Annotated in this window: 15 protein-coding genes; 3 read left to right on the forward strand and 12 right to left on the reverse strand. The window is 67.7% G+C overall.

The features are described from left to right. The first annotated feature begins 7 nt into the window (after nucleotides 1-7). Nucleotides 8-808: an MBL fold metallo-hydrolase gene (locus ACZK3W_RS17690; RefSeq protein WP_197616823.1), complete on the forward strand. Its 801-nt coding sequence runs from the start codon at nucleotides 8-10 to the stop codon at nucleotides 806-808. 57 nt (nucleotides 809-865) lie between these two features. Here ACZK3W_RS17690 and ACZK3W_RS17695 read toward each other — a convergent pair whose 3' ends face one another. From ACZK3W_RS17695 to ACZK3W_RS17705, 3 genes are read right to left on the reverse strand one after another with little or no spacing between them, the layout of a single operon-like run. Then, nucleotides 866-1,429, reverse strand: coding sequence for a hypothetical protein (locus ACZK3W_RS17695; RefSeq protein ID WP_197616821.1), 564 nt, complete (start codon nucleotides 1,427-1,429; stop codon nucleotides 866-868). After that, nucleotides 1,426-2,628, reverse strand: coding sequence for a TonB family protein (locus ACZK3W_RS17700; RefSeq protein ID WP_197616819.1), 1,203 nt, complete (start codon nucleotides 2,626-2,628; stop codon nucleotides 1,426-1,428). The genes ACZK3W_RS17695 and ACZK3W_RS17700 overlap by 4 nt, the downstream gene beginning before the upstream one ends. Then, nucleotides 2,621-2,986, reverse strand: coding sequence for a BlaI/MecI/CopY family transcriptional regulator (locus ACZK3W_RS17705; RefSeq protein WP_010484077.1), 366 nt, complete (start codon nucleotides 2,984-2,986; stop codon nucleotides 2,621-2,623). The genes ACZK3W_RS17700 and ACZK3W_RS17705 overlap by 8 nt, the downstream gene beginning before the upstream one ends. A gap of 118 nt (nucleotides 2,987-3,104) precedes the next feature. Here ACZK3W_RS17705 and ACZK3W_RS17710 point away from each other — a divergent pair, with 118 nt between their 5' ends. Continuing rightward, entirely contained in the window at nucleotides 3,105-3,662 is a 558-nt protein-coding gene (locus ACZK3W_RS17710; RefSeq protein WP_197616817.1) for a flavin reductase, read from the forward strand. A 34-nt stretch (nucleotides 3,663-3,696) separates the two neighbouring features. After that, entirely contained in the window at nucleotides 3,697-5,649 is a 1,953-nt protein-coding gene (locus tag ACZK3W_RS17715) for an acetyl-CoA hydrolase/transferase C-terminal domain-containing protein (RefSeq protein ID WP_478450132.1), read from the forward strand. A 125-nt stretch (nucleotides 5,650-5,774) separates the two neighbouring features. Here the strand turns inward: ACZK3W_RS17715 and tkt are convergent, their stop codons facing one another. The 9 genes from tkt to ACZK3W_RS17760 form a co-directional block, all read right to left on the reverse strand. Next, on the reverse strand, nucleotides 5,775-7,772 hold the full coding sequence (gene tkt / locus ACZK3W_RS17720; protein WP_071229620.1) for a transketolase: 1,998 nt from the start codon (nucleotides 7,770-7,772) through the stop codon (nucleotides 5,775-5,777). A 476-nt stretch (nucleotides 7,773-8,248) separates the two neighbouring features. Then, nucleotides 8,249-9,568 carry a dicarboxylate/amino acid:cation symporter gene (locus ACZK3W_RS17725; RefSeq protein ID WP_032127858.1) on the reverse strand — a complete coding sequence of 440 codons (1,320 nt, stop codon included), beginning with the start codon at nucleotides 9,566-9,568 and terminating at the stop codon, nucleotides 8,249-8,251. A 57-nt stretch (nucleotides 9,569-9,625) separates the two neighbouring features. After that, nucleotides 9,626-11,329, reverse strand: coding sequence for a BatD family protein (locus ACZK3W_RS17730; RefSeq protein WP_197616973.1), 1,704 nt, complete (start codon nucleotides 11,327-11,329; stop codon nucleotides 9,626-9,628). Further along, nucleotides 11,326-13,164, reverse strand: a complete 1,839-nt coding sequence (locus tag ACZK3W_RS17735) for a tetratricopeptide repeat protein (protein ID WP_197616971.1) — start codon at nucleotides 13,162-13,164, stop codon at nucleotides 11,326-11,328. Before ACZK3W_RS17735 ends, ACZK3W_RS17730 begins: the two co-directional genes overlap by 4 nt. Then, on the reverse strand, nucleotides 13,161-14,165 hold the full coding sequence (locus ACZK3W_RS17740) for a vWA domain-containing protein (protein WP_197616969.1): 1,005 nt from the start codon (nucleotides 14,163-14,165) through the stop codon (nucleotides 13,161-13,163). Before ACZK3W_RS17740 ends, ACZK3W_RS17735 begins: the two co-directional genes overlap by 4 nt. After that, nucleotides 14,162-14,611 carry a DUF4381 family protein gene (locus ACZK3W_RS17745; RefSeq protein WP_197616968.1) on the reverse strand — a complete coding sequence of 150 codons (450 nt, stop codon included), beginning with the start codon at nucleotides 14,609-14,611 and terminating at the stop codon, nucleotides 14,162-14,164. The genes ACZK3W_RS17740 and ACZK3W_RS17745 overlap by 4 nt, the downstream gene beginning before the upstream one ends. Further along, nucleotides 14,608-15,537, reverse strand: a complete 930-nt coding sequence (locus ACZK3W_RS17750) for a DUF58 domain-containing protein (RefSeq protein WP_049422629.1) — start codon at nucleotides 15,535-15,537, stop codon at nucleotides 14,608-14,610. The genes ACZK3W_RS17745 and ACZK3W_RS17750 overlap by 4 nt, the downstream gene beginning before the upstream one ends. An 8-nt stretch (nucleotides 15,538-15,545) precedes the next feature. Next, nucleotides 15,546-16,571, reverse strand: coding sequence for an AAA family ATPase (locus ACZK3W_RS17755; protein WP_032127852.1), 1,026 nt, complete (start codon nucleotides 16,569-16,571; stop codon nucleotides 15,546-15,548). A gap of 196 nt (nucleotides 16,572-16,767) precedes the next feature. After that, entirely contained in the window at nucleotides 16,768-18,741 is a 1,974-nt protein-coding gene (locus ACZK3W_RS17760) for a type IV pilus secretin PilQ (protein ID WP_049422631.1), read from the reverse strand. Between the last annotated feature and the right edge of the window lie 14 nt (nucleotides 18,742-18,755).

Below are 18,755 nucleotides of genomic sequence, written 5' to 3' on the forward strand. Positions count from 1 at the left end.
CGTTCCAATGTCAGTCCAGGTGCAGTCGTTCTTCCACCGTGACAGCAATACCTTCAGCTATCTGGTCAGTGATCCGGCCAGCGGCGAGGCAGCGCTGATCGACCCGGTCCTGGACTACGACCCGGATACCGATGCCAGCAGTGAAGCGCCGCTGCATGCCGCGTTGCAGGCCATCGAACAACAGGGCCTGCAGCTGCGCTGGCTGCTGGAAACCCATGCCCACGCCGACCATGTGTCAGCTGGGCGCCGCCTGAAGGAGCGCTTCCCGCAGGCCACGCTGGCCATCGGCGAAGGCATCCGCGCGGTGCAGGCCACCTTCGCACCGCGCTACGGCCTGCAGCTTCCTGCGGCCGATGACATCTTCGATCACCTGTTCAGCGATGGCGAAACCTTTGCTCTGGGCGAACTGCGCTGTCAGGTGATCGCCGTGCCCGGCCATACCAGCGACAGCATCGCCTACCTGATCGACGATGCGCTGTTCACCGGTGACTCGCTGTTCATGCCCGACGGCGGTACCGCCCGCTGCGACTTCCCGGGTGGCGATGCCGCGCAGTTGTACCGTTCAATCCAGCGCCTGCTGGCGCTGCCCGATGCGACGCGCGTGTTCGTCTGCCACGACTACGGTCCGGGTGGTCGTGCATTCGCCAACGAAACCACCATCGGCGAACAGCGCGCACACAACATCCACGTGCATGACGGCGTGGCCGAGGCGGTGTTCGTCAGCGTGCGCCAGGCACGCGATGCGACGCTGGAAGAACCCAAGCTGATGCAGCCCGCGGTGAAGGCCAACATCCAGGGCGGGGCCTGACCCACGCCGCTGCGCTCGCCGGGCATGGCCCGGCGCTGCCCCGGTCATCGCAAGCGGTCATTTTCCCTGCGTACGCACCACGTGCTGTCCCTTCACGATCTCGAAGGTGAAGGCATACTGCAGGGTGACCGCCACCGGCTCGATGCGCTCGGCGCCGCGACAGTCGCCACGGTCGGCAGGCACCTTGCCAGCCGCGAAGTGGCAGACCGCTGCGGACGAGTACTTCCACATCGCCACGGCTTCCTGCGCCGCCTGCAGCAGGGGCGCATTCTCGCCTGCAGCACCTGCCGCGCACTCCGGGCGATCGTTCAGCGGCACGCTGCGTTCGACACTGCCCTGTGCATCAACCACCACCTGCAGGCAGATGGTGGTCGGTGCCAGCTCCGCACGCGGGTCACGATCACCGACCTCCGGATCCGGCGCCGCGTACAACTGCGGCATCCGGTAGCCCTCGCTCGCGCCCAGCGAATAGGCCTGCAGCTGCCCACTGCCGCCACCGGTCTGCGGCTGCAGGCGCTGATGGCCGACATTCTCGCTGCGGGTATCAACGGTGGTCAGGCGATCCTGGGTCGCGCACCCTGCCAACAGCGCCGCCATCATCAACAGCGGCGCGGACTTCACTGGGAGTCCTCGGTGTTGTCCATGGCATAGGTGATCGGAATCTTCACAGCCCCTGCAACGGGCTTTCCGTTCTTTATCGCCGGACGATAGGTCCAGCTCCGCGCAGCGGCGATCGACACCGCATCGAACACACCCGGATTGCTTGCACTGAGCACCTGGACGTCAGTCGGATGGCCGTTGGCATCCACGTCCACGCGCAGGTTCACCACGCCCACCTGGCGCTGTTCGATGGCGGACTTCGGATAGGACGGTGGCGGCATCTTGTCGACCTCTATCTCCCGATCCATGGCGGCCCCTGTCTGGCCGTCTGCGGCTGCACCGCCCTGGCTGGCCCACGCCACCGCTCCCATTCCCAGACACAACCCGACCACCAGAACTTGCCCCGACACCCACGGCAATGCCTTCCGCTTGGACTGCTTCAACATGGCGATACGCTCCTTCAACACGGGTTGGCTGCGCCAATGGCAGACCGCTGGCGCAACCGGATGGACCAGCTGCGCCTTCAGCAGCGTGCTGGCGTAGAGACCGCGCAGCGCAGGCTGCGGGGCAATGGTGCGGGCATCGCAGGCCAGTTCCTGGTCCCGCAGGAAGCGGCGTGCAGCCCATGGCAGAAGCGGATGGAACCAGAACACCGCGCGTGCCATCAGCAGCGCCCCATTGGCCCAGTGATCGCCATTGCGACGGTGGCTGCGCTCGTGCTGCAGGATCAGGCCCTGCTCCTGTGCGGTGAACTGCTGGTCGAAGTCCGGGCCTACCACGATGCGCGGACGCCACAGGCCGACCAGCGCGGGCAGGCCCGGGTCGGCGCTGGCCTGCCAGCTGCCATCGGCGCGTGCACACAGTTGGCCCATGCCACGTTCAAAGCGCCGCTGCGCACGTAGATCGCGTAGCAGACAAAGGACCGCCCCCAGCATCCATGCCAGCAGCAACAGCCCGGCCCACGGCAACGACTGCCCTGCCATGCCTTCGACGGCGCCGGGTACCACTTTCAGCGGCAGCGTCGGCACATGCTCCAGAAGTGCCACCTGTGGCAGCGGCAGCAGCAGGGCCAGCAGCAGCAGCGGCAGCAGCCACCAGCTGCGGTAGGCCAGCCCAGCGCCCCCCAACCGCACGAGCAGCGGTCGCAGCACCGCCAGCAGGACCACGCCCACTGCCAGCCACAGGCTGGCCTGCCACAGTCCGTCGAGCAGCTCAGTCATGGTCCAGCTCCTGGATCAGCTTCTTCAGTTCGGCGATGTCCTGCGCACTCAGCTGGCCCCGTTCGCTGAAGTGCGCGACCAGCGGCGCCACACGCCCTTCGAAGACACGGCCGATGAAGTCCTGGCTCTGCGCCTCCACCCACGCCTGTCGCTGCAGCAGCGGCCGGTACAGGTAGCGCCGTCCATCGCGCTCGGCGGCGATCGCCCCCTTGGTCAGCAGGCGGTTGAGCAGGGTCTTGATGGTCGGCTCGGCCCAGTCACGATGGGCCAGCGCGGCCACCACGTCATCGGCGCTACGCGGTGCCTGCTGCCACAGCACCTCCATCACGACGGCTTCGGCTTCGCTGATCGGGGTCATGGTTTACATCCGTAATCGACGATTTGATTACGCGCGTAATCGAACCTCATGTCAAGCCCCTCGACTCCAGGTTCATCCCGGCTGCGCCAGCATCGGTTCCTCCCGCCCCTGGCCCCGGATGAAAGCGCTGCCCAAGAAGGATTTCCCGGTCGAGCAGGCCCGCCGCTTCCTCGAACCCGGCCCGATCGTGCTGGTCAGCACGGCGTGGCGCGGCCAGCGCAACCTGATGACGATGGGCTGGCACATGGTGATGGGCTTCTCGCCCTCGCTGGTCGCCACCTACCTGTGGCACGAGAACCACAGCCATGCACTGGCGCGCGGCAGCGGCGAGTGCGTGATCAACGTGCCGGGGGTGGAACTGCTCGATACCGTGGTGGACATCGGCAACTGCAGCGGCCGCGAGGTCGACAAGTTCGCCCGTTTCGAGCTTGATGCGCTGCCGGCGCGCGAGGTCGGTGCACCGCTGGTCGGGCAATGCCATTCGTGCTTCGAATGCCGCCTCTACGACGATAGCCAAGTGGAATCGAGCAACCTGTTCATCTGGGAAATCGTGCGGGCCCATGTTGCACCACGCCCAAAGCTGCCGCGCACGGTGCATTACCGGGGCGATGGGCAGTTCATGGTGTGTGGCGCTGAAGTCTCGCGTCGACGGCGGTTCAAGCCCGACATGCTGTAATGCCCGCACTCCCCCACACGCAGGACCACCGCGCATGACCGAACACCTCACCGACCTGGACGCCGCCGTCGACTGGTTGTTTGCGCGCGTGGACGGGCCGCTGCGGATCGGGGCACCGCTGGCACTGGGCAAGCCGCATCGGCTGCTCAATGCCCTTTACGCACGCGTCGAGCACGATCCGTCGCGGCCACTGCAGCTGTATACCGCGCTGTCGCTGAACCCGCCGAAGGCGCGCGGCAACGGCCTGGAAGCGCGCTTCATGGCGCCGTTTGCGCAGCGCCATTTCGGCGACGATTTCCCGCGCTTGGCCTATGCCGATGCGATCGCGCGCGACGCGTTGCCGGCACATGTGCAGGTGGAAGAGTTCTACATGCAGTCCGGCGCCCTGCTCGGCTCGCGGCAGGCGCAGTCCAGCTATACCAGCCTGAACTACACCCACGCTGCCGATGCGGTGGCGCAGCGCGCGCCGCAGGTGATCGTGCAGAAGGTGGCGATGCGGCCGAACGACCGCCGGCTCTCGCTGTCGTGCAACAACGACATCACCCAGGACACGCTGGATGCGATGACCGCTCGCGGGCTGCCTCGCCCGCTGCTGATCGCCGAGATCGATCCGCAGCTGCCCTATATGGGCGGCTCGGCGACGGTCGATGTGTCGTTCTTCGATCTGGTGATCACCCCGCCGCCGCCGTATCCGGCGCTGTTCGGGCTGCCGCGGCAGCCGGTCGGCGATGCCGACTACGCGATCGGCCTGTACGCCAGCACGCTGGTGCGCGACGGCGGCACCCTGCAGATCGGCATCGGCACGCTGGCCGACGCGCTCAGCCATGCGCTGGTGCTGCGCCACACCGACAACGCGCGCTACCGCCGCGTGCTGCATGCGCTGGATCCACACCTGGCCAGCCACCCGCTGGTGCAGGAGATCGGCGGACTGGATCCGTTCGAGGTGGGCCTGTACGGCTGCAGCGAGATGCTCAACGAAGGCTTCCGCCGGCTGGTGCAGACCGGGGTGATCAAGCGCAAGGTGCACGACGACCTGGCGCTGATGCAGCGCATCGAGAACGGCAGCACGCTGTCCATCGACCACGCCACCCTGGCCGCCGAGGGCGAGTACCTGCACGGCGCGTTCTACCTGGGCTCGCCGGAGTTCTACGAGTGGCTGCGCACGCTGCCGGAAGACGAACGCCGTGCGATCGGCATGCGCCGCATCAGCGAAATCAACCAGCTGTATGGCGGCAACGAGACGCTGGAGCGCCTGCAACGCCGCCATGCGCGCTTCTTCAACTCCTGCATGATGGCCACTGCACTGGGCGCGGCCGTGTCGGATGCGCTGGACGACGGACGTGTGGTGTCCGGCGTGGGTGGCCAGTACAACTTCGTGGCGATGGCACATGCCCTGCCGGAAGCGCGCAGCGTCTTGATGTTCCGCGCGGCGCGCGATGACAAGGGCCAGCGCGAATCCAACGTGCGCTGGAACTACGGGCACACCACCATCCCGCGCCACCTGCGCGACATCTACCTCAACGAATACGGCATCGCCGATCTGCGCGGCCTGACCGACGAGGACTGCGTGCATGCGATGACGGCGATCACCGAAGCCCCGTTCCAGAGCGGCCTGCTGCAGCAGGCACAGGCCTCGCGCAAGCTGCTGGCAGCCACGCAACCGGATCCGGAGCGCCAGCAGCGCAACACGCCGCAGGCACTGGCCGCTGCACTGGCACCGTTCCGCGCCGACGGCAGCCTGCCGGACTATCCGCTGGGCAGCGACTTCAACGAGATCGAGCAGGTGCTGGTGAAGGCGCTGGGTTGGCTGAAGGCCAACACGCAGACCCGCGGCGACAAGCTGCGTACCGTCTGGGCAGCGCTGCGGCAACCGGCCGGCGATGGCGATGCGGTGTACCTGCAGCGCATGGGCCTGCAGGCCCCGAAGGATTTCGCCGAACGTCTGGACGCGCGCCTCCTGCGGCTGGCACTGGCGCGCACCGCCTGAGAAAAGGGGACGGAGGGGATTAAGTCGCATGTGCACAAACGACTTAATCCCCTCCGTCCCCTTTTTCCTGCGGCAAAGAAAAGGCCGGCGTGCGCCGGCCTTTCCTCATTACGTCGCGAAGCTGCTTACAGCGCCTTGGCCGCTTCCACCACGTGGGCAGTGGTGATGCCGAAGTGCTTGTACAGCTGGTCGGCCGGGGCCGAGGCACCGAAGGTGTCGATACCGATCACGGCACCGTCCAGGCCGACGAACTGGCGCCAGAAACCGGTGACGCCGGCTTCCACCGCCACGCGCTTGCGCACGGCGTTCGGCAGCACCGATTCACGGTAGGCCGCATCCTGGCGCAGGAACACGTCGGTGGACGGCATCGAGACCACGCGGGTCTTGAGGCCGGCCGCGTCCAGCTGGGCCTTGGCTTCGGTGGCCAGCGAGACTTCCGAACCGGTGGCGATCAGGATCACGTCCGGGGTACCAGCAGCATCGGCCAGCACGTAGCCACCGCGCTCGATCTGGGCGATCTGCTCGGCGTTGCGCGGCTGGTGCGGCAGGTTCTGGCGGCTGAAGACCAGGCAGCTCGGGCCGTCCTGGCGGGTGATCGCAGCCTTCCAGCTCACCGCCGACTCGACCGCATCGCACGGACGCCACACGTCGTTGTTCGGGATGTAGCGCAGCGAGGCCAGGTGCTCCACCGGCTGGTGGGTCGGACCGTCTTCGCCCAGGCCGATCGAGTCGTGGGTGTAGACGTGGATGGCGTGGGCCGGGATCAGCGCGCTCATGCGCACGCCGTTGCGGGCGTAGTCGCTGAACACCAGGAAGGTGGCGTCGAACGGAATGAAGCCACCGTGCAGGGCCAGGCCGTTGGCAATGGCGGTCATGCCGAACTCGCGCACGCCGTAGTACACGTAGTTGGCGTTGGCGTCGTCGCTGGCAACCGATTTGCTGCCCTTCCACAGGGTCAGGTTGGAGTGCGCCAGGTCAGCCGAGCCGCCGACGATTTCCGGCAGCAGCGGGGCGTAGGCTTCGATGGCCAGCTGCGACGCCTTGCGCGAGGCGATCGTCGGGCCTTCGGCGGCCACCTGGGCGATGTAGGCATCGGCCTTGGCAACGAAGTCGGCCGGCAGTTCGCCATGCGAGCGGCGGGTCAGTTCGGCTGCTTCAGCCGGGTACTGGCTGGCGTACTTGTCGAACAGCTGTTCCCATTCGGCCTGGCGCAGCGTGCCGGCGCCGTTGGCGCGCCAGCCGTCGTAGATCGCCTGCGGGATCTCGAACGGGCCGTATTCCCAGCCCAGCTGCTTGCGGGTGGCTTCCAGTTCGTCCTTGCCCAGCGGTGCGCCGTGGCTGGATTCCTTGCCCGCCTTGTTCGGCGAACCAAAGCCAATGGTGGTGCGGCAGCAGATCAGGGTCGGCTTGTCGCTCTGCGACAGCGCGGCCTCGATGCCGGCCTTGATGCTCTCCGGGTCATGGCCATCGACATCGCGCACCACGTTCCAGCCATAGGCCTCGAAACGCTCCGGGGTGTTGTCGGTGAACCAGCCCTCGACGTTGCCGTCGATGGAGATGTGGTTGTTGTCCCAGAAGCAGACCAGCTTGTGCAGGCCCCAGGTACCGGCCAGCGAAGCGGCTTCATGCGACACGCCTTCCATCAGGCAGCCATCGCCCATGAACACCCAGGTGCGGTGGTCGACCACTTCCAGCTCCGGGCGGTTGAAGCGCTGTGCCAGCAGCTTCTCGGCCAGGGCGAAGCCCACGGCATTGGCGAAACCCTGGCCCAGCGGGCCGGTGGTGGTTTCCACGCCCGGGGTCTCGTGGCGCTCGGGGTGACCGGCGGTGTGGCTACCCAGCTGGCGGAACAGCTTCAGCTGCTCGATCGGCAGGTCGTAACCACTCAGGTGCAGCAGCGCGTACTGCAGCATCGAACCGTGGCCGTTGGACAGCACGAAACGGTCGCGGTTGAACCAGTGCGGGTTGCTCGGGTTATGGCGGAGATAGTCGTTCCAGAGGACTTCGGCGATGTCGGCCATGCCCATGGGCATGCCGGGGTGGCCGGACTTTGCGGTTTCAACCGCATCGGCGGCAAGGAAGCGGATGGCGTTGGCCAACTGGCGACGGGTAGGCTGCGTCATGGTTCTGTCGGAATCGGGAGGCGGCCGCGGACGTGCGGGCGGCCTATTGTCCCATAGTCGCCGGGCGGGGGGTCGGTTCACCTTGCCCGGTCGTGCCGGCCGCTGGCCGGCAGTTGCGCAGAATTCAATGAAGATCATGAAGTTGCCGGCCAGCGGCCGGCACTACCCCGCCCCCGGAGTTCGGGGGCTGCGCCATAGGCGCCGGGGTGTGGAGGCCGGTAAGGGGGGCCCGCGATTCGCATCGCGAAACGTGGGAGCGGCAGCGCGCATGCGATGACGCGTACCCGGCCAGCGGCCGGCACTACCCGCCCCCGGAGTTCGGGGGCTGCGCCATAGGCGCCGGGGTGTGGAGGCCGGTAAGGGGGGCCCGCGATTCGCATCGCGAAACGTGGGAGCGGCAGCGCGCATGCGATGACGCGTACCCGGCCAGCGGCCGGCACTACCCGTCCCCGGAGTCCCGGGACGGGAATCCGGACTCAGTCCTGCTGCGGGCCCAGCGCCGGGCCATCGTGCGACTCACCCTTGGCCACCAGGGTGGTAAGGGCCAGGTCGCCGGTCACGTTCAGCGCGGTACGGCACATGTCCAGGAAGTGGTTCACGCCCAGGATCAGGCCGATGCCCAGCGGGTTCACGCCCACCATCGCGCAGATCATCGCCACCACCGGCAGCGAGCCTGACGGCACGCCGGCCGTGCCGATGCCACCGAGGATGCAGACCGCCATCACCATGATCTGCTGGCCGATGCTCAGGTCCACGCCGAAGAACTGGGCCAGGAAGATCACCGTCACGCCCTCGAACAGCGCGGTGCCGTTCTGGTTGGCGGTGGCGCCCACGGTCAGCACGAAGCGCGACACGCGCTGCGGCAGGCCCATCTGGTCGGCCACGCGCAGCGCGGTCGGCAGGGTGGCGTTGCTGGAGGCGGTGGAGAACGCCATCACCGTCGCTTCCTGGGTATCGCGGAAGAACGACAGCGGCGAACGACCGGACAGCCATACGGCCGTGCCGTAGCTCACCACCATGTGCAGGCCGAGTGCCAGCACCACCACGCCCACGTAGGCGCCGAGGCGGATGATCAGCTCGAAGCCGAACAGCGCGGCCAGGTTGAACATGAAGCAGGCCACCGCATACGGGGCCAGGCGGATGACCAGGTTGATCAGGGTCATCGAAATTTCGAACACGCCTTCGATGGCGCGGCGCAGCGGCGCGACCTTCTCGTTGTCGGTCAGCACCATGCCGATGCCGAACATCAGCGCGAAGAACATCAGCGACAGGATCGCGCCGTTGTCAGACGCGGCCTGCAGCACGTTGCTCGGCACGATCGACAGCAGCATGTCCATGCCCTTCGGCGTGCCATGGATGCCCGCGACAATCTCCTTGCTGCGCTCGGCGTTCTCCGACAGCATCATCGCAGCGACCTGCGGGTCGACGCCGACACCCGGCTTGAGCAGGTTCACCAGCACCAGCCCGATGCCCACGGCAATGCCGGACAGCAGCACGGTATAGGCCAGGGTCTTCCAACCGATGCGGCCAAGGGCGCGGATGTCGCCCATCTCCGACACACCCATGATCAGCGCCGAGAAGATCAGCGGCACGATCAGCATGAAGATCAGGTTGAGGAACAGGCCCGAAGCCGGGGTGGTGATGTAGTCCATTACCCACTTGGCACCGGCCTGCAGACCATCGACGCTGCCGCCCAGGGCGTGCACGATCAGTCCCAGGATCAGGCCGATCGCAAAGCCGATGCCCATCTTCCAATGCAGGGGCAACTTCTTCTTGTCGGCAGCAGCTGCTGTCATGCGCGGGTTTCCTCGAAAAATGAATGCACTCTAACAAAGCGCGCAAGCGGCGCCGGTTCAGGTTCGCCGCGGCGGATACAGCGGCGCCAGGCCAGTGTCAGCGGTGCCGGCAGCCGCCGACCAGTGCGGTCCGTCACGGAAGGCCTCGCGCAAGCGCGCACGCAGCGACGCCAGGTCGCCCTGCCCACCCCAGCGCGCCTGCTGCAGGTCCTGCAGCACCTGTCGCTGTCCGGGGTCAGCCAGGCGGTCGATGACCTGCTCGATACGTTCGACACCGGCCATCGCACACAGCTGCGCTTCCACCTGATCAAACCCTTCACCATCCAGCGCGCGGCGCAGTTCGGCCACGCCGGCACGTCCAGTCGCCACAGCCGGCACAGCGCCCTTGGCCGCCACGCGCGGGCGACGGCCTCGCTGCCAGCCCCACAACAGCGTCAACAGCCACAGCAACGCCAGGCCGATGGCGGCGCCCATCCACGGCCATGGCCGCTCGGACAAACCACTGGCGCGCGGATCGGTCGCCGCGATACGGCTGTCCTGGCCATCGCCATCCGGCAGCGCCGCATCGGTGTCGATCGGCGGCAGCGGTGCAGGTGGCGCACTGCCAGCCCCGCTACCGGCCACCACGTCCAGCGTCAGGTCCGGCAGCTTCGCTTCCTGTGCCTTGCCATTGCGCACGTCCCACCACGGCAGGCGCGGCCCCGGCACCACCAGCGAACCCGGCTGGCGCGGCACGATCGAATAGCGGCGGGTGATCTTCAGCCGCGGCGTACTGCCATTGAAGGTCTCTTCGTACTGCGCAGGTTCTGCGAACACCTGCGCCGCGTTGCCGACGTCGGGCACCGGCAGATCGGTGAACTGCGCGCGGGTAGCGCCTTCGGCAATCGCCTCCACCACCACGTTGGCCGCCTCGCCGGTACGGGCGCTGGTCGGTGCACTGGTGTAGCGCAGCTGCAGGCCCTGCAGCGGCAGCCATGGCTGCGGCGCCTGTGCCGGTTGCGCCTGCACCTGCAACGTGCGATCGGCGCCGGTGGCATTCATGCGCCCGTCGCCGCCGCCGAAGAAATCGTCGAAGAAGCCACCGGCACTGCGCCCGCTGAAGCGCGCACCGGCCAGCCGAAGTGCACCGCTGCGCTCGGGGATCAGCAGGAAGCGCCGCTCGACCACGTTGTAGCGGCGGCCGCTGACCTGTCGCACATCGGTGCGGTCATCGCCCACCCGCTGCAACGACGCGCCGGCCGGTGTATCCAGCACCAGTTCGCCGGAGGCCAGCTGCGAGGCGAAATACAACCGCACCACCACGCCTACGCTCTGCTGCACATACGGTGTCTCGTCATCGACAGCGGTTTCGATGAACGCCACCGCATTGCTGTCGGGACCGGCCACGGCAGCGGCATCCACCTGCAGGGTCAACGGTGCGGTGCGTACGCTGCCCACCTGCAGGCCCGGCACCACCAGTGCACCGCTACGCCGTGGCGTGAGTGCCACGCCATACAGATTGCGCTGCTGCATGCTGCCATTGCTCCACGCTACCTGGCGGCTGCTGGTCTGCCCGCTGAGGTCGAAGTCGGTGCGCAACGGTGTGAAGTCAGGGGCGCCCTGGTCGCTCTCGACATTGAGCGTGACCGTGTCGCCCATCGCGATGCGGTCGCGGTCCAGCCACGCACGCGGCTGCGCCCAGGCCAGCAGCGGCAGCCACAGCAGCAGTGCCGCCAGTACCTGTCGGGGCCAGTGCCCGTGCATGTTGATCGCCCGCGTCATCGCCCTTCCCTCTTCCTGCGTTCGTTTTCCAGCTGGAACTTGGCCCGCAGCAATGCGCCCGGATCATCCGGCACGCGTCGCATCCACGCCTCCACCGCCTGCTGCTCCTCGCGTTGGCGTGGGGTGGTGCCGTCGCTGCCTGGCACGGGCTTGCCATCCTGATCGCCTTTGCCCTCACGTGCCTGCTGAATGGCCTGCTGCATGCGCTGGCGCTGCTGCTCATCAGCCTGGGCCTGCGCTTTGGCATCCTCCACCTGTGGTGGCGCCTGCTGTCCATCGCGGCCTCGCTCGCCGGGCTGCGGGCTCGACTGGTTCTTGTCGTCACCGGGATTGGGCTGGCCCTGCTGACCCGACTGTGGCTGTCCCTGACCGGGATTCTGCTGGCCCTGCTGCGGCTGCTGGCCCTGCGGATTCTGCTGGCCCTGACCATTCTGCGGTTGTTTTTGCTGCCCGTTCTGCGGAGGCTTCTGCTGATCCTGGCCTTTGCCACCCGACTGCTTGCGCTTGCGCGCGGCATCGACCACGGCACGGTTGGCGACCGCATCTGCCATGCCGGGATGCAGTGCCAGCGCGCGGTCGTAGGCGGCAATGGCTTCGTCGTAGTTGCCCTGGCGGGCCAGCGTATTGGCCAGGTTGTACCAGCCCGCATCGCTGTCGATGCCCTCGAACTGCTTGCGGGCACTGGCGAAATCACCGTTGCGGTAAGCCTGCGCACCTTCGGCCAAGCGCTGGTACTGCACCTGGTCGGCGCGCTTCCACAGCGTGCCCGGCGCCGGCGGTGCGGCAGGCACCGCGGGCGCCTGCGCCTGCACATCACTCATCCATGGCAGCAGGCCCACCGCCAGCACCGCCGCCAGCAGCGCGCGGCGTCGGAAGGCCAACAGCGCCAGCAGCATCACCGGTGGCAGCAACCAGAACCCTTCATCACGCCATTGCTTGCCCTCGCCGGGCCGCTGCGCTGCAGTACCTTCGCGTGCATCAAGTACGCCCAGCGCACGCAGGTCACTGTCATCGGTGGCGATGCGGGCATAGCGGCCTCCGCCTGCGGTCGCCACCGCACGCAGGCTGCCTTCATCCAGCGCGGCCTGGCGGATCTGCCCAGTGCCATCCCGGTACGCCGCACCGGCAGATGTGCCCAGCCCCAGTACCGACACCTGCATGCCGAGGCTGCGCGCCTGCGCTGCGGCCAGTGCCGCTTCATCATCCGCCTGATCGCTGACCAGCAGGATCTGCCCCCGCAATGCCCCGATCTGGCGCATCAACCGCGTCGCCCAGTCGATGCCACGGTCGGCGCGTTGTCCGTCGCGCGGCATCACATCCGGCGACAGCGCGTCCAGATACAGCGCGACGTTGCTGCCGTCATCGGTCAGCGGTGCCACGGTGTAGGCATCCTCGGCATAGACCACCAGGCCCACCTGGCCACCCTGGCGGGCACGCAGCAGCTCGCCCACTTTCGCCCGAGCCTGCAGCAGGCGCGACGGCGGCAGATCGGTGGCATTGATCCGGCTGGACAGATCCAGCACGACCAGCAGCGGTGCGCTGGCCTGGAACATCGGTTGTGCCTGCTGCCGCCAACTCGGCCCGGCCATGGCCAGCGCTGCCAGGGTCCAGCCCAGCAGCACGGCCCAGGGCAGGCGTGCACGGCGGCGCGTGCCCGCAGCCAGCAGATGCGGCAACAGGTGGGCATCCACCGCTGTTCGCCACACATCGCTGCGCCGCTGCCGATACAACGCCACCACGATGATCAGCGGCAGCGCCAGCAACGCCCACAGCCATTCCGGGCGCAGGAAGTGCAGCGCGTTCCAGTCAGGAAGATTCGAAGCCAACGCGATCATCGACGGCGCTCCGGCCACAGCCAGGCCAATGCGCCCAGCAGCAACGCCAGGCCCAACGGCCAGGCATAACGCTCTTCGCGCGGACGCAGGCTCGGCCCCTTCGCAGCGATCGGCTCCAGCCGGTCCAGCTCGGCGTAGATGCCGGCCAGCTGTGCAGTGTCGCGGGCGCGGAAGAACTGGCCACCCGTCATGCTGGCAATCTTCTTCAAGGTAGCCTCGTCGACCGGATCCTGGTCGGCGGAAATGGGAATACCGAACAGGCGCATGCTGCCATCACCGCCAAAGGCGACGGTGTGGATACGCACACCCTCGGCACGCGCGACTTCGGCGGCACGCAGCGGTTCCAGCACGCCGGCATTGCTGACGCCGTCGGTCAGCAGAATCAGCACGCGCTGGCCTTCAGGCTGGCTGCGCAGGCGCTTCACCGCCAGGCCGATGGCATCACCGATGGCGGTCTCGCGCCCGGCCAGGCCGACCACGCTGTCGCGCAGCTGGTCGCGCACGCTGGCCAGATCGGCCGTAAGCGGCGTAAGCGTGTAGGCGCGGTCGCCGAAGATCAGCAGGCCGATGCGATCACCGGCACGACGATCAAGGAAATCGGCCAGCACCGCCTTCGCGGCAGTCAGGCGATCCACCGCCTGCCCGCCCAGCACCATGTCGCCCTCGCCCATGCTGCCGGACACGTCCATCGCCAGCATCATCTGCCGGCCCTCCTGCGGCGGCGTGATCGCTTCACCCAGCTGTTGCGGGCGAGCCAGTGCGACGCACAGCGCGCACCAACCCAGCCACAACAGCAGCGTGCGCAGCCACGACACATCAACGCGGCCGCCACCGGCCAGCGCTTCCAGTTCCGTCGCCGCATAGGGCACCCGCAGCGCAGCACCGGGATCGGCACGACGCTTCCACCAGCGCATCAGCAACGGCAACGGCAGCGCCAGCAGGGCCAACGGCCACGCCAGCTGCAGGTCCGGCCATGGCCAGTAACTTGCCAGCAGATTCATCGGCGCCGCTCCAGCAGCATGGCCAGATAGCGCTCGCGCGCCCAGCTGCGCAGCGCCGCCACATCGTTGGCGTCCACCCGTGGGCGATAGGCGCCTTCCGCCAGCAGACTGCGTCGTGCCGCGGGGAGCGTGCCTTTCGGATCCACGCGCTGCCACCAGGCATCATCGCGCAGGGATTCACTGCCGGGCTGCGCCTGGCGTGCGGCGCGACGCAGCAGTCCGGCGATGGCTGCCAGTTCCGCAGCAGCATCGGCGGTAGATGCCAGCTCCTGATCGAACAGCTGCAACCAGCGTTGGCGGCGACGGCGACGCTGCCACCAGAAGAAGGCCGCCACCACCAGCAACAGCAGCACCACGCCGCCGATCATCAGATAGCCCGGTGCCGGCGGCCACCATGATGGGGCGGGTGGCACCTGCACATCGCGCAGCGGCAGGTTCGCGCTCATGCCGGCACCTCGGTCGGTGATGGCGCCAGCCAGGCATCGCTGGGCGCGTCGGTGGACAGCACCTGCACATCGACGCGGCGCGCTCCCAGCTGGCGCCGCAGGTCCTGCAGCGGTTCGACGAAGTGGGCCTGCCAATGAGCCTGGACCTCGCTGCGTCGCAGGTCGAGGCCGATGCGCTGCTGCAGGGTCTGGAACTGCAGCGCGGCTGACGGAGGCTGCAGTTCCAATGGATCCACCAGCAGCACCAGACTGAGGTCGTGGTGCTGGGCCAGCGCACTCCAGCGCGCCGGCGGAATACGGATGGCCTGCTGCGGATCGGCCAGCACCAGCACACGTGCACCCGGGCGCAGGACGCGACCGGCATGGTCCAGCGCACGTTCCAGGCCAAGGTCATCGGCCGGGGGCTGCGCATACCAGCGGGTGAGCGCGTCCAGCACGCGCAATACGCCGCGCGGGCCGCCTGCCGGTGCAATCGGTGGTTCACGGTCGCTGCCACGCAGGGCGCCGATGCGATCGCCACGACGCTGCGCCGACCACGCGGCGACGGCACCCGCGCGTGCAGCCTGCACCGATTTGAAGCGCACGCGGGTGCCGAAGTACAGGGCCGGCGAGGTATCGGCCACGATCAGGCTGACCCGCTCGCGTTCGGCCTGGAACAGCTTGGTATGGGCACGTCCGGTGCGCGCGGTCACCCGCCAGTCGATATGCCGTGCATCATCACCGGCCACGTACTCGCGTGACTCGGCATATTCCATGCCACGCCCGCGCAGCGGCGACGGCGCCTGCCCGGCGTTGCCGGCACGGCCACGGCGTGGCGGCGGCGGTCGCTGTGCAAGGCGGCGCAGCGCCACCAGTTCGGACAGTTGCGGGCGCAGCCCGTCACCGTCACTGACGGAGGAGGCGTGGTGCAGGGATGGATCGGTCATGCGCAGGCTCAGGGTGCCGGCACCCGGGCCAGCAGCTCCTGCACCAGGCGTTCGCCATCCCAGCCTTCAGCGGTGGCTTCGTAGCTGGGCAGCACGCGATGGCGCAGCACGTCGGCAGCAACCGCACGCACGTCATCGGGGGTGACGAAATCGCGGCCGGCCAGCCAGGCGCGCGCGCGTGCACAGCGTTCCAGCGCGATGGAACCGCGCGGGCTGGCGCCCCATGCAATGCGGCGGCCAAGGCCAGCGTCATAGCGCGACGGATCACGCGAGGCCAGCACCAGCTCGATCAGGTAGCGTTCCAGCGCCGGCGCCATGTGCAGGTCCAGCACTTCGCGGCGGGCATCGAACACATCCTGCATCGGCAGCTTTTCCGGCGCTTGTGCGGCTTCGCCCAACGCACCACGGGCGCGCTCGCGGGCCAGGCGCAGGATCTCCGATTCGGCGGCCTGGTCCGGGTAGCCGATGCGCACATGCATCAGGAAACGGTCCAACTGCGCTTCCGGCAGCGGGAAGGTGCCTTCCTGCTCGATCGGGTTCTGCGTGGCCATCACCAGGAACAGCGGCGGCAGCGCATAGGTGTGGCGGCCCACGGTGACCTGGCGCTCGCCCATCGCTTCCAGCAGTGCCGACTGCACCTTGGCTGGCGCTCGGTTGATTTCATCGGCCAGCAGGATCGGATGGAAGATCGGGCCGGGTACGAATTCGAAGCGCCCTTCCTGCGGGCGCCAGATTTCGGTGCCGGTCAGGTCGGCCGGCAGCAGGTCCGGGGTGAACTGCACGCGGGCGAAGTCGGCCTCCAGGCGCGAGGCCAGCGCGCGGATCGCCGTGGTCTTGGCCAGGCCCGGAGCGCCTTCCACCAGCAGGTGGCCATCGGCCAGCAGCGCGATCAGCAGGCGTTCGACCAGCGCGGCCTGGCCGACGATCTCGGCCGACAATGCGTCGCGCAGCTGGCTGAAAGCGGCATGCAGGCGGGAGGTGGCCGGCGCGGACGGCGGCGAGACGGTTTCGGGCATCGGCGGTGGCAGGTTCATGGGGGCCTTTGACCGGCGCGGGACGGCACGGGTTCCCGACATCATCGCAGGGTGCCCTGCGAATGGCATCAAGAACGGCTGAACGACCCATCCACGCATGGCGTGGATCTACTGGACATGGGCGGCGTGAATCTACGGGCGGAAACGCAGAAGGGCCGCGCAGGGCGGCCCTTCTGCGTTTCGCGGAGGCGCGGGCTCAGTTCTGCTTGGCCACGCGCAGCACCTTCGGGGTCACGAACACCAGCAGCTCGGCCTTGTCCTTGTTGCGGCCGCGCTTCTTGAACAGGTTGCCCAGGAACGGCACGTCGCCCAGGAACGGCACCTTGCTGATGCTGCTGCGGTCGGTGAACTCGTACACACCACCGATGACCACGGTCTGCCCATCCTCGACCAGCACCGCGGTGTTGACCTCACGGCGGTTGATCGACGGTACCGTGCCATAGCCCTGCAGTTCGATCAGGCGGTCGACTTCGTCCTTCTTCACCTGCATGTTGAGGAACACGCGGTTGTCGTTGGTGATGGTCGGGGTCACCCGCAGTTCCAGCACCACTTCCTTGAACTGCACGTTCGGGGTGGAACCGGCGCCACCGGCAGCACCGGTGCCACTGATGGTGACGTAGCCGATTTCCTTGCCCTGCTTGATCATCGCCTCGCGCTGGTTGGTGGTGACCACGCGCGGGTTGGAGATCACCTCACCCCGCGACTCTTCCTGCATGGCCGACAGCTCCACGTCCAGCAGGTAGCCTGCGTTGAGGATCGACAGCGCCAGCGAACCCGGATTGCTGGCCGTAGCCACCGGCAGGTTCCAGTTCAGGCCACGCTTGATGGTCGGGCCGCTGGGAATCGGCGCCGGGCCGACGCTGCCACCGGCCTGCCACTCACGGACCGCCTTGGCGTTGGCCAGTGCGGTATCGACCTGCGACTTGCGGGTTTCCTCGTTGGCAGCGAGGCTGCCGCTGAAGTACACGTTGTCGCGGCTGCCGCTGATGCCGAACTTCGCACCCAGCTCGCGGGCGAAGGTATCGGTCGCGATGACGATGCGGCTTTCGATCAGCACCTGGTCGACCGGGCGGTCGATCACACTGATCAGCTCGCGCATGCGCGCGATCTTCTTCGGAATGTCGCTGATCATCAGCGTGTTGGTGCGCTCGTCGGCGACGATGCGGCCCCGCCCGGACAGGAAGCCACTCTCCTCCTGCGACGAGCCGCCACCACCGCCATTGCCGCCACCACTGCCGCCACCGATGCCCTTGGCCTCGGTCAGCGCTTTGAAGATCTGCGTGGCGCTGTGGTAGTTGATCTGGACGTAATCGGTGACCAGGTCTTCGCGGTTCTCGATGGCGATGCGCGCGTCTTCCTTCTCCTGCTCGAACTTGGCCAGCTCAGCCTGCGGAGCGACCCAGATCACGCTGCCATCGCGACGTTTGTCCAGGCCCTTGGCACGCAGCACGATGTCCAGTGCCTGGTCCCACGGCACGTTGACCAGGCGCAGGGTCACATTGCCCTGTACCGAATCGGAGGCCACCACGTTGAGATTGGATTCCTCGGCGATCAACTGCAGCACGGTGCGCACCGGCACGTCCTGGAAGTTGAAGGTCACCGGCTTGCCGGTGAAACCGCGCTGACCAACAGCCTTGGCAGCCTGGGTGACGCTGCCGGCGGTGACTGCACCGACGGCGGCCGGCGCCTGCCGCGGGCTGATCTCCACCACGTACTCGTTGCCACTCTGGTAGGCCAGTGATTCGACCGCACCGCCGGTGCTCAGCACCAGCTGGGTACCGGCACCGGACGGCTTGGCGTCGATGCGCTGCACCGGCGTGGCGAAGTCGATGACGTTCATCGGCTTCTGCAGGTTGGCCGGCAGTCGGGCGTTACCGACATCGACCACCACGCTGTTGCCCTGCGTACGCAGGTCCGGAACCGCGCCCTGGCCGTCAAACTGGACGATCAGGCGCCCGGCGCCATCATCGCCGCGCTTGAAATCGATCTTGGCCACCGACAGGCCGGCCGGCGCTGCCGCCGGTGCCACGGTGGCGCCCACCGGCTTTTCCGCCGGTGCGGCGGCCAGCGCCGGAGCGCAGGCCAGCATCAGCGCGACTCCCAACGCGCTGACACGGTTCAAGGTAAAGCGCCGGATGGGACGCAGCCCCTTGGCTTGGTGAAAGGTCATCGTGCTATCCCCAG

This window comes from Stenotrophomonas sp. 80084_Sma, assembly GCF_056481995.1.